At 38.7% G+C, this 12,588-nt stretch carries 10 protein-coding genes; 1 reads left to right on the forward strand and 9 read right to left on the reverse strand.

The annotated features are described in order from the left end of the window. Positions 1 to 61: 61 nt before the first annotated feature. From carB to AC4IFE_RS12750, 4 genes are all read right to left on the reverse strand, one after another. Positions 62 to 3,244, reverse strand: coding sequence for a carbamoyl-phosphate synthase large subunit (gene carB / locus AC4IFE_RS12735; RefSeq protein ID WP_490757559.1), 3,183 nt, complete (start codon positions 3,242 to 3,244; stop codon positions 62 to 64). Positions 3,245 to 3,300: 56 nt separating this feature from the next. After that, on the reverse strand, positions 3,301 to 3,651 hold the full coding sequence (locus tag AC4IFE_RS12740) for a four helix bundle protein (RefSeq protein WP_490757560.1): 351 nt from the start codon (positions 3,649 to 3,651) through the stop codon (positions 3,301 to 3,303). A 78-nt stretch (positions 3,652 to 3,729) separates the two neighbouring features. Then, the gene (locus tag AC4IFE_RS12745) at positions 3,730 to 4,803 is read right to left on the reverse strand and encodes a carbamoyl phosphate synthase small subunit (protein ID WP_490757561.1); all 1,074 of its coding nucleotides are present in this window, start codon (positions 4,801 to 4,803) and stop codon (positions 3,730 to 3,732) included. A gap of 129 nt (positions 4,804 to 4,932) precedes the next feature. Beyond that, complete coding sequence (locus AC4IFE_RS12750; protein ID WP_490757562.1) at positions 4,933 to 5,823, reverse strand: aspartate carbamoyltransferase catalytic subunit; 891 nt, start codon at positions 5,821 to 5,823, stop codon at positions 4,933 to 4,935. A 241-nt stretch (positions 5,824 to 6,064) separates the two neighbouring features. Between AC4IFE_RS12750 and AC4IFE_RS12755 the strand changes: the two genes are divergently transcribed. Beyond that, a complete protein-coding gene (locus AC4IFE_RS12755) occupies positions 6,065 to 6,526 on the forward strand; it encodes an Lrp/AsnC family transcriptional regulator (protein WP_073334824.1) in 462 nt (153 codons plus the stop codon). A gap of 156 nt (positions 6,527 to 6,682) precedes the next feature. Here the strand turns inward: AC4IFE_RS12755 and argH are convergent, their stop codons facing one another. The 5 genes from argH to AC4IFE_RS12780 form a co-directional block, all read right to left on the reverse strand. After that, positions 6,683 to 7,987 carry an argininosuccinate lyase gene (argH, locus tag AC4IFE_RS12760; RefSeq protein WP_490757563.1) on the reverse strand — a complete coding sequence of 435 codons (1,305 nt, stop codon included), beginning with the start codon at positions 7,985 to 7,987 and terminating at the stop codon, positions 6,683 to 6,685. 288 nt (positions 7,988 to 8,275) lie between these two features. Next, positions 8,276 to 9,358, reverse strand: a complete 1,083-nt coding sequence (locus tag AC4IFE_RS12765; protein WP_490757564.1) for a M20 family metallo-hydrolase — start codon at positions 9,356 to 9,358, stop codon at positions 8,276 to 8,278. After that, a complete protein-coding gene (argB, locus tag AC4IFE_RS12770; protein ID WP_490757565.1) occupies positions 9,333 to 10,127 on the reverse strand; it encodes an acetylglutamate kinase in 795 nt (264 codons plus the stop codon). The genes AC4IFE_RS12765 and argB overlap by 26 nt, the downstream gene beginning before the upstream one ends. Positions 10,128 to 10,203: 76 nt before the next feature. Next, entirely contained in the window at positions 10,204 to 11,163 is a 960-nt protein-coding gene (locus AC4IFE_RS12775) for a Rossmann-fold NAD(P)-binding domain-containing protein (RefSeq protein WP_490757566.1), read from the reverse strand. Positions 11,164 to 11,394: 231 nt separating this feature from the next. Continuing rightward, on the reverse strand, positions 11,395 to 12,534 hold the full coding sequence (locus tag AC4IFE_RS12780) for an aspartate aminotransferase family protein (protein WP_490757567.1): 1,140 nt from the start codon (positions 12,532 to 12,534) through the stop codon (positions 11,395 to 11,397). Positions 12,535 to 12,588: the final 54 nt, after the last annotated feature.

The following is a 12,588-nucleotide window of genomic DNA, read 5'->3' on the forward strand; positions in this document are numbered from 1 at the left end:
TTTTAATAAAAAACCCCGCAAGAAAACTCACGGGGTTTGAATATATTCTTTGGTTCCGAAATTACATCGTCTCCATTTTGAAACTCATGCTTTCAATGACTTTCAGGATGGCTTCTACTGTGTCCATTGAGGTTAAACAAGGAACTCCGTTTTCCACACTCATTCTTCTGATCTGGAATCCGTCTCTTTCTACCTGTTTTCCTTTGGTCATGGTATTCACTACATACTGCACTTTTCCTTTCTGGATCAGGTCGATAAGGTTCACATCGTCTTCTCCTATTTTGTATCCGATCTTGCAAGGAATCCCTTTTTCTTCAAAGAATTTAGCCGTTCCTTCCGTGGCCCAGATTCTGAAGCCAACTTCATGGAATCTTGCCGCCAGATCTGCAGCTTCCTGCTTGTGCTTATCTGCTACTGTGAACAAAATAGAGCCGTGAATCGGAACTTTTCTTCCTGCTGCGATCAGTCCTTTGTAAAGAGCTTTCTCCAATGTTGTATCTTTCCCCATTACTTCTCCTGTAGACTTCATTTCAGGTCCCAAAGAGATATCAACCTTCGTCAGCTTTGAGAAAGAGAATACCGGAACTTTTACAAAGACTCCTTCTTTATTCGGAACTAATCCGTTTTTGTACCCTAAATCTTTCAATTTCTGACCTAAAATTGCTTTCGTTGCCAGGTTAGCCATCGGTACTTCAGTGATTTTAGATAAGAAAGGAACTGTTCTTGATGAACGCGGGTTCACTTCAATCACATATACATTTCCTTCGAAAAGAACGTACTGGATGTTCATTAAACCAATCACATTCAATCCTTTGGCCAGTCTCTGGGTATAATCTACCAGAGTATCGATTTCCTGCTGCGAAACGTTCTGAGGCGGATACACAGCGATTGAATCTCCGGAGTGAACTCCCGCTCTTTCGATATGTTCCATAATTCCAGGGATAATGACTGTTTCACCATCACAGATTGCATCAACCTCAACTTCCTTTCCTGTAATATAGCGGTCTACCAAAACCGGATGTTCCGGGCTGGCATCTACCGCAAATTCCATATAATGAGCCAGTTCACTTTCAGTATAAACAATTTCCATTGCTCTACCTCCCAGAACATAACTTGGACGAACCAAAACCGGATATCCGATCTCACTGGCTATTTTAATGGCTTCTTCTTTTGATGTTGAAGTTTTTCCTAAAGGTTGTGGAATTCCCATTTCCTGAAGGGCTTTTTCAAATTTGTCCCTGTTTTCAGCCCGGTCTAAATCTTCCAGTGAAGTTCCCAGAATTTTCACTCCGTAACTTGCCAGTTTATCTGCTAAGTTGATCGCTGTCTGACCTCCGAACTGAACCACCACTCCCATTGGCTTTTCAAGATCAATGATATTCATTACATCTTCCTCCGTTAAAGGTTCGAAGTATAATTTATCTGAAATCGAGAAGTCTGTAGAAACCGTTTCCGGGTTGTTGTTGATGATAATAGCTTCGTAACCCATCTCCTTGATCGCCCAAACCGAATGAACTGTAGCATAGTCGAACTCTACTCCCTGTCCGATTCTGATAGGTCCTGAACCCAGAACGACCACCTTTTGCTTATCCGTTACTACACTTTCATTTTCTTCTTCATAGGTTCCGTAGAAATAAGGGGTTTCACTTTCAAATTCCGCTGCACATGTATCTACCATTTTGTAAACCGGTATCACCCCGTTTTCTTTTCTGAAATTATAAACCTCTCTCTGAGAAGATCCCCATAAATGAGCGATATTCTGATCCGAGAAACCTAATTTTTTAGCCTGAACTAAAGTTTCTTTATCGAGTTTATTTGCCGCAATTACTTTTTCAAAATCAACAAGCTTCTTTAATTTCCAGATGAAGAATTTATCAATTTTGCTCCATTCCACAATTTGTTCCCAATCGTACCCTCTTCTCAGAGCATCACAGATAATGAACAGTCTTTCATCGTCACAAACTCTGATTCTTCTTTCGATATCTTCGTCCGTTAAAGCGGCAGCCTGTTTTGTTTTTAATCCCAAGTGTCTTAAACCTGTTTCTAAAGAACGAACAGCTTTCTGTAATGATTCTTCGAAGTTTCTTCCGATGGCCATTACTTCTCCGGTCGCTTTCATCTGTGTAGACAATCTTCTGTCCGCTGTTTCGAATTTATCGAACGGGAATCTCGGGAATTTTGTCACCACATAGTCAAGGGCTGGTTCAAAACATGCGTATGTTTTTCCTGTTACCGGGTTCATGATTTCGTCAAGTGTTAATCCTACTGCAATTTTTGCTGCAATTTTCGCAATCGGGTATCCTGTCGCTTTACTTGCCAAAGCTGATGAACGGGAAACCCTAGGGTTCACCTCGATGATATAATAATTGAATGAATGCGGGTCTAAAGCCAGCTGTACATTACATCCTCCTTCAATTCCTAAGGCTCTGATGATCTTTAGGGAAGCGTTTCTCAATAACTGATACTCTCTGTCAGAAAGTGTCTGAGAAGGCGCCACTACGATAGAATCTCCCGTGTGAACTCCTACCGGATCTATATTTTCCATGTTACAAACCACAATTGCATTGTCGTTGGCATCACGCATTACTTCGTATTCAATTTCTTTGAAACCTGCAATTGATCTTTCAATAAGACATTGCGTCACCGGGCTGTACTTTAATCCTAATTCAGCAATTTCTTTCAGCTCAGCTTCGGTAGAGGCAATACCTCCTCCTGTTCCTCCCATCGTAAAGGCAGGACGAACAATCACCGGATATCCTATTTCTTCAGCAAAACGGATTGCTCCTTCTACTGTGGTAACGATATCTGATTCCGGAACCGGCTCGTTCAGCTCTCTCATCAGCTCACGGAAAAGATCTCTGTCTTCCGCTCTGTTGATCGCAGAAAGTGTCGTTCCTAAAACTTCCACTTTGCATTCTTCAAGAATTCCTGATTTTTCCAATTCTACCGCCATATTCAGTCCCGTCTGGCCTCCAAGCGTCGGTAACAAAGCATCGGGACGTTCTTTTCTGATGATGTGGCTTACAAACTGAAGGGAGATCGGCTCGATATATACTTTATCCGCGATTTCCACATCCGTCATAATGGTTGCGGGGTTCGAATTAATCAGAATCACCTTGTAACCTTCTTCTCTTAAAGACAGGCAAGCCTGCGTTCCTGCGTAATCAAATTCAGCTGCCTGACCGATGATGATGGGTCCTGAACCGATTACTAAAATTGTTTTTATATCTGTACGTTTTGCCATTTTTCTTTTTATTGTAGAGTCAGGATTCTAGAGCCAAGAGCCAAGATTCCAGACTTTTATTTTAAATTATTTTTAAACGAATAAATCATTCTCTGAATTTCAGAAACTTCACTTAGTAAACCATTTATTTTTTCTTCTGGTAAAAGATTTAATTCTTTAATCAAAATCAGCTGTGTCTGCAGTTCAAAAGCTGAACCCAGGGCAACTGCCAGAAAATGATTAAACTCTTTACTTCCATTTCTGCCGGAACCTTCCGCAATATTCGAAGGAATAGAAACTGCAGATCTTTTAATTTGAGACATCAAACCAAACTTTTCATCATTACTAATCTCCTGACAGATAATGTAAACATTTTTTGCCAGTACAATAGATTTCTGCCAGAAAAGTAGTTTCTCAAAGTTGTGCATCTGTAGTCTATTAATCTTGTTTTTGCGTCCTGATTCTTGATTCTTGATTCCTGATTCTTGATTCCTGATTCTTGGTTCTTATTTTTTGAATTCTTCCATTAAATCAATGAACTCATCAAACAAATAATTTGCATCTTCTGGGCCCGGGCTTGCTTCCGGGTGGTACTGAACGGAGAAGCAAGGGTGGATCTTGTGTTTCAGACCTTCATTGGTTCTGTCGTTTAGGGCGATGTGGGTCTCAATTAAGTCTGTTCCTTTAAGACTTTCCTGATCTACAGCATATCCGTGATTCTGAGAAGTGATAGATACTTTGTTTTTTTCAAGATCCAGTACAGGGTGGTTTCCTCCGCGGTGTCCGAACTTCAGCTTGAAAGTTTTTGCACCACAAGCCAAGCCTATCAACTGATGTCCCAGGCAAATTCCGAAGATCGGAACTTTCCCTAGTAATCCGCGGATCATTTCTAAAGCCTGAGGGTTATCTTCAGGATCACCGGGACCATTTGAAAGCATAATTCCGTCCGGATCCATCAATAGGATTTCTTCTGCTGATGTGTCGTGGGAAACTACAGTGATGTCGCAGTTTCTTTGAGACAGTTCTCTGATAATTCCTAGTTTGGAACCAAAATCGACCAACACGACTTTAAATCCTCTTCCCGGATTGGCGTAAGCTGTTTTTGTAGAAACGGTTTCCACCTGATTGGTTGGGAAAGTTGTCGATTTCAATTCTGCAACAACTTCATTTTCATCCGCCTCTACGTTTACAATTTTTCCTTTCACCACACCTGAATTACGAAGAATTCTGGTGAGTCTTCTGGTATCAATTCCAGAAATTCCCGAAAGGTTTTTCTTTTTAAATAATTCATCTAAAGTGATCTGAGTACGGAAATTGGAAGGAAAATCGCAAAGCTCCTTTACAATAAGTCCTTTAATCGCCGGCTCGATACTTTCATAATCATCACGGTTAATACCATAATTTCCGATAAGCGGATAGGTCATACAAACAATCTGACCGCAGTATGACGGATCGGAGATCAACTCCTGATAGCCTGTCATTCCGGTATTGAAAACTACTTCTCCGGCCGTTTCCAACTCTGCTCCGAAACCTTCTCCATGAAACACTTCACCGGACTCCAGTATTAATTTTTTCTTCATTTTATTTATCTCTTTATTCTATTTTATTCTGTTTTTAACCACCCCGTCAAAAATTCTCTGAATTTTTGCCACCCCACCAGAGGAGGGGAATTTTTGTCGGTTCAAGATCTGAAATCCGAAAGCCGAACCTTATTTAAAGGTATACCCTGCTTTTTCCAAGGTTTCTTTCAAAATTGCCATTCTTGCGAATACGCCGTTCTGCATCTGTTTAAAAATTCTTGAACGTTCACATTCTACAAGGTCTGTATCAATCTCCACACCTCTGTTGATTGGAGCGGGATGCATAATGATCGCACTCTCTTTCATTGCTTTTTCTCTTTCTTTCGTAAGACCATATTTTCTGTGGTATTCGGAAGCAGAGTAACTTATTTTTGCATCATGTCTCTCATGCTGGATCCTTAGCAGCATCAGCACATCCACTTCAGTTATTAGCTGATCAACCGGCAGGTAGGTTCCATTAATTAAAGCACCTTCATCAAACCAGTCTTCAGGTCCTGAGAAATATACTTTAGCCCCTAATTTCCTTAATGCTTCTGCATTAGAATTGGCTACACGGCTGTGCTTTACATCACCAACAATCCCTATTTTCAGTCCTTCGAATTTTCCGAATTCCTGAAAGATCGTCATCAGATCCAGCATGCACTGGGACGGATGGTTTCCTGTACCGTCTCCTCCGTTGATCACCGGAATATTGATGTTGCTTAATTCTTCAAAATACCTGTCTTTTTTATCTCTGATCACCACCAGATTTATTCCAAGGCTTTCAATGGTTTTCACGGTGTCATAAAGACTCTCTCCTTTGTTTACAGAACTGTGGGAAGCATCAAAAGGTACTACCTGCAGTCCCAGCTTTCTTTCTGCGATATCAAAACTTGTCTTTGTTCTTGTACTGTCTTCAAAGAAAAGATTTGAGCAGAAAATTTCTCCTTCAATTTTTGCAGTTTTCCCGTTGGCAAAAGCCAGTGCTTCGGTCAGTATACTGTTGATTCTCTCGGTGCTTAGTTCTGTAATCGTAAACATAATTCTTAATTTTTGAGCATAAAAAAAGCGAAGACAACATCTTCGCTAATAATAATAAATATCGTAAAGGGCGCTTTCGCCCGGTAAATCTAATGATATAAACACTCTTTTATTCATTAGGTGCAAAGATACAAAAATTTCACGAACCTACAAAACCTAAGTTTAAAATAAATTAAAACCTCTTAATCATTCCTTATTTTCATTTATAATTGATAATTTTGTTAAAACTCAAACCTGTTCTATGGATTTAAAAGACAAAATGATTCTCAGTATCATTCAGGAAGACTCTACTTTATCTGTGAAAGAAATTTCAGAAAGAATAGGTCTTACCTTCACTCCGACTTATGAGCGTATCAAACAGCTGGAGAAACAAGGTATTATTGAGAAATACGTTGGTCTTTTGAACCGTGAAAAACTGGGACTGAACATTGTTGTTTATTGTAATGTCCGTCTAAAAGAGCAATCCCAGAAAGTACTGGAAACCTTTGAGAAAAACATTATGAAACATGATGAAGTCCAGGAAATCATCAGTCTTTCCGGTGAATATGATTATATGCTTAAAATTATTGCAAAGGACATTAATTCTTATAATGATTTCGCCGTTAATGTCATCTCGAATATCCCCAATATCGGCCAGTATCACAGCTCTATCGTGCTTCACGAAGTGAAAAAATCCACTAAGTTTAAAATTGACCTGGAATAATTCTACTACAATCAAAATCCAGCATTTATCCATTAAAAAGATGCTTCGACTTCGCTCAGCATGACATTTCCAGTACTAAACATCATTTTGAAGCTGTCATACGGAATGAGGCCGAAGCATCTGATCATTTTTAATCAATCCAGTGATTAAAAACTATCAACCCAATAATTTGTTTTTCAGCTTATTAAACTGATATTCTATTTTATCCAGACAAAGATTCCCTATGCTTCCCTGATGGGTATGCTCAAGGTTTCCCATTTCAAACTCAAATTCGTTATTTTCAATCTCCTGCCCTACTTTTACATAGGCATCACGGAATGAGCTTCCCTTTTTCACTTCTTCATTGATCTTCTCTACACTGAAAAGGTATTTATACTTCTCATCTTCCAGAATCCCATCTTTTACCTGAATATTCGGAAGGGTGTAGCTTAGGATTTCCAGACATTCTTTCAAAGAATCGATGGCAGGAAAAAGAATTTCTTTTGTCAGCTGAACATCTCTGTGGTATCCTGACGGTAAATTATTGGTCAGTAAGATCAATTCATTTGGCAGAGACTGAATTCTGTTGCACCGTGCACGAACCAGTTCGAAAATATCCGGGTTCTTTTTGTGAGGCATAATGCTGCTTCCGGTGGTAAACTCCTTCGGAAAGCTTATAAAATCAAAGTTCTGGCTTAAATATAAACAGACATCATAAGCAAATTTCCCAAGTGTCCCTGCCAAAGTTGCCATGGCCATAGACAGCATTTTCTCAGATTTCCCGCGGGTCATCTGTGCATATACAGAATTATAGTTCATCGACTGAAAACCTAAGTTGTAGGTCGTACTTTCTCTGTCAATCGGGAAAGAGGAACCGTATCCAGCCGCGGAACCCAGAGGATTTTTATTGATGATATTCTTCACCGAAAAAAGCATTTCAACGTCATCTAATAATGCTTCGGCATACGCCCCAAACCATAAGCCAAATGAAGACGGCATCGCGATCTGAAGGTGGGTATAGCCCGGAAGCAGTATATTTTTATGCTGATCGGCTAATTTGATTAAAATTTGAAAAAACCCATCAGTCAAAGCTGTAATTTCACGGATCTCATCCAGTAAATAAAGCTTAATATCCAGTAAAACCTGATCATTCCGTGATCTTGCCGTATGGATTTTCTTTCCGGTATCGCCTAATTTTTCAATTAAAACAGCTTCAACCTGAGAATGAATATCTTCGGCTTCTTTATCGATTTCAAAATTTCCGTTCTCGATATCTTTTAAAATATCTGCCAAAACAGAAAGCATCTGTTCTGATTCTTCACCGGAGATAATTCCGGTTTCTGCCAACATCCGGCAATGTGCCATGGAACCTTTAACATCATATTTTGCTAAACGCTCGTCAAAGTCAAGATCTTTCCCGACTGTGAATTTGTTGACAAGTATATTGGTGGCCAGGTCGTCCTTCTGCCATATTTTTTTCATACTATTCTTTTTACAATATTCAATTCGTTTCAACCTGCCCAGCAGAGCATCCTTATTATTTAACTATAAAAAAACATCTCCACATTCAAAGTCTCTGTCTTTAATCTTCTTTTTTGCATAAATCTTTATTAAAAACTAGACTTTACTGCCTGCTGAGCCTGGTTAAAACATTTATTTTTTTTTAGATATTAGAAGTTAGAAATTAGATATTAGTACAATGTGTATATAGTTTTTTCCTATTTCTAATTTCTATCTTGTAATTTCTAATTTCTAGCATCTAACTTCTATTTACAACACTTTCTCCAAGATCCTTATATAGATCCCGATTCCTTCCTCAATCTCTTTGATATGGATGTATTCATCTGCCGTGTGGGAGCGCCTACTGTCGCCGGGACCTATTTTCACGGATGTACATGGAATAATGGCCTGGTCGGACGATGTTGGTGAACCGTAGGTTGTCCTTCCGATCTCCAGACCTGCCTGTACAAACGGATGATCCATTTCTATTTTTGAGGAATTCAGCCTGAAAGATCTCGCCGTTAATGAAGACTTCATCTGCGACTGAATGATTTCAAAAGCTTCCTTATTGGAATATTCATCCGTAACCCTTACATCCAGCGTGAAGGTGCAGGCTTCCGGAACTACATTGTGCTGAACGCCTGCATGAATACCTGACAGCGTAACTTTTACTTCCCCTAAATAGTTTGAAACTTTCGGAAATTTAAAAGCCAGAATATTGTGAAGATCTTCCATGCATTTTACAATGGAGTTATCGTCGTTCGGATGAGCAGCGTGAGAAGGAGTTCCTTTCATTTCCCCGTCTATAACCAAAAGTCCTTTTTCCGCGATCGCCAGATTCATCTGCGTGGGTTCCCCTACAATGGCGAGCTCTATGTTCGGGAGCTGTGGAAATAAGGCCTCAATTCCATCAAATCCTGAAATCTCCTCCTCGGCCGTCAACGCAATTACTAAATTATATTTTAAATCTTCTTTTTCATAAAAATGTAAAAAAACCTGGGCCATGGAAACCAGAGAAGCTCCGGCATCATTACTTCCCAGGCCGTACAGCTTTCCGTCCTGCTCAACAGGGAGAAAAGGATCTAATGTGTAGGCTTTATTCGGTTTTACGGTGTCGTGATGCGTATTCAGCAGAATGGACGGCTTCAATGCATCAAAGTTTTTATTGACTGCCCAGATATTGTTTTTAAATCGTTTTGCAGGAATATGGTGTTCCTTAAAAAATTTCTCAATTTCTACAGATGTATTGTATTCATCTTTGCTGAATGAAGGAATTGCAATCAGCTTTTTAAGCAATTCCACTGCCTGAGTCAGCAGCTCTTCTTTACTATAAACAGATTTCAGTTCCTCCATGATGATTTTCTATATGTTTTTTTAATCGGGTTTCTTTAATTAAGAATACCTTATTTACATTATTTTTTACTGCTCCGAGAGCATTTTCAAGTTTGGGCAAAATTCCTTTGTGCAGTTTTCCTGCTTCTTTCAATACAGAAAATTCTTCTGCAGATACACTTTTTATAACGGATCCGGGATCTTCAACATTTTCCAAAACTCCTTCTTTATCAAAACAATACAATAATTCCACATCATATTTTGAAGATAAAGCCTGAGCAATTACCGAAGCAACTGTATCTGCGTTGGTATTAAAAAGATTTCCCTTTTTGTCATGGGTAATGGCTGAAAAAACAGGCACCAGTTTAAGTTTAATCAATTTTGATATCAATTTCCTGTTCACACTTTTCTTCTCAATATCTCCTACAAATCCGAAATCTATTTCTGCATGTTCTCTTTTTTTGGCTTTAATCAAATTGGCATCAGCTCCGGAAAAACCTATAGCCCGGCACTTTTTCTGCTGAAGTTTTGCCACTATATTTTTATTGATACTTCCTGCATATACCATCGCCACAATATCCAGCGTATCTTTATCCGTGATTCTCCGTCCGTTGATCATTTTTTGCTCAACTCCTAATTTATCCGCCAGAGTGGTTGCCAGTTTTCCGCCTCCATGAACCAGAATTTTCTTTTCCTTAATTTCAGAAAACTGCTCTAAAAATTCGTTCAGTAATTCCTCATCATCAATTAGATTACCGCCGATTTTTATAATGTATAGTTTTTCTTTCATTGTAAATACTTTTTAAGATTCTTATCCTTGTTAAGATTTAAAACCCTGACAAGAATCGAGGACTAAAAAATTTCAGTTATTTAGAATTCAATCCATCCAAAATTTCTGAAAAAACTGCCTGAGCAGAGAAAATTCTGTTTTTTGCCTGCTGATAGATGATAGAATTTTCTCCATCCATCACTTCATCACTCAATTCTACATTACGACGGACAGGAAGACAGTGCATTACTTTTGCCTGATTGGTGTTTTCCAGTTTTTCTCCGGTCAGCATCCAGCTTTCTTTCACTTCCGGCATTGTTGCATAATCATCAAAAGACGACCAGTTTTTCACATAGATAAAATCTGCATCTTGTAAAGCTTCATCCTGATTATGAATTACTTTGATGTCTTTTGTGAAATTTTTATCCAGATCATAACCTTCAGGATTGGCGATTACAAAATCAACGTCCATTTCCTGCATCCATTCTGCAAAAGAATTTCCAACGGCCTGAGCAATGGGTTTGATATGTGGCGCCCAGGTCAGAACCACTTTCGGCTTACGTTCTTCTTTCCAGTTTTCTGTAATGGTAATACAGTCTGCCAGACTTTGCAGCGGATGGCGAGTTGCGGACTCCAGAGAAACGACAGGTACTTTTGCGTGCTGCTCAAACTGGCTGAGAATACTTTCATTGACATCATCTTCTTTTGACTTCATACCCGCAAAGCAACGCACTGCAATGATATCACAGTATTGGTTCAATACTTCTATCGCATCTTTGATATGTTCAACGGTGTCACCATTCATCACAGCTCCGTCTGCAAATTCCAGATTCCAGGCTTCTTGAGCTGCGTTTAACGTCAGTACGTTTAATCCTAAATTCTGAGCTGCGATCTGGCTGCTTAAACGTGTTCTTAAGCTTGAATTTAAGAACACAAGGCCTATTGTTTTTCCCTTTCCTTTTTCCGGTTCGGAATGAGGGTTTTCTTTAATCTGTAACGCTTTTTTTATAATTTCCTGTAAGTTTTTTATGTCGCTTACAGAGGTAAATTTTTTCATTTGATGATTTTTTTAAATTATTTGGATAATTTTAACCACAAAAGACACAAAAGTTTTTAATTTATTATTTTAACACTTTAGAACACTTTAGTTTTAAAAGTTTATTATTTTGAAAATAGTAAGTTCACATAAGATGAAAATCAAAGATTTTCAAAACTTAAGTGTTCTTCTTAAGCGTTTAGTAGTTTCTTAAAATCACTAAAGTGTTTAAATCTTTTGTGTCTTTTGTGGTTAAATCTTATCTAAAACTACTTTTAAAGCTCCGACAAAAAGATCTGTCTCCTCTTTGCCGATATTGAGAGCCGGAAGAATCCTTAAAACACTTTTGTCATTGGAATTTCCTGTAAAAATGTGATGATCGTACAGTAAACTTTTCCTCACTTCTGAACAATCCTGATCCAGTTCTACTCCAATCATTAATCCTTTCCTTCGGATGGACTTGATATGGGGAAAGTCTTTCAGTTCATTTTCAATATAATCACCCATTTTCTGAGTATTTTCGATAAGATTTTCATCTTTCATAACATCGAGAACTGCAATGGCTGCTGCACAGGCCAAGTGATTTCCTCCGAAAGTTGTTCCCAGCAAACCGTTGCTTGCCTCAAATTTCGGATGAATCAAAACACCACCGACCGGGAAGCCATTTCCCATACCTTTTGCTGTCGTGATCATATCCGGTTCTATCCCAAACTCCTGATGGGCAAAGAAATATCCGCTTCTTCCGTATCCCGACTGAACTTCATCAAGAATCAATGCTGCATCATATTTTTCACACAACTCTTTAATTTTGGATAAAAATTCTGCTGTCGGAATCATAATTCCTCCTACTCCCTGAATTCCTTCAATAATAACAGATGAAATTTCATTCCCCTGAGTTCCAAAAACCTCTTCAAGCTGTTTGATATCATTCCATTCAGATTTGATGAATCTTTCAGAGAAATTGACAGGAGCAACAATCTTTGGATTATCGGTCACAGAAACCGCTGCAGAAGTCCTTCCGTGAAATGATCCTGAGAAATAAAGCACTTTACTTTTTCCGTTGTGGAAAGAAGCCAGCTTCAATGCATTTTCATTGGACTCCGCCCCTGAATTACACAGAAAAAGGTTGTAATTCTCATAGCCTGAAAGCTTACCCAATTTTTCAGCCAGTTCAGTCTGTAATTCGTTCTGAACAGAATTTGAATAGAAAGATATTTTCTCCAGCTGCTCTTTTAATTTATGTTGATAATGCGGATGATTGTGTCCGATGGAAATCACCGCATGACCTCCGTAAAAATCAAGATATTTTTCCCCTTTATCGTCCCAGAGAAAAGAACCCTGAGCTTTTACCGGATTTATATTAAATAATGGATATACGTTGAATAAATTCATTTTTTTGTTTTTTAATTAATTTCTTTTGTCTTGAAACAAAAGAAACAAAAGTTC

It is taken from the genome of Chryseobacterium sp. UF-81, from assembly GCF_058245105.1.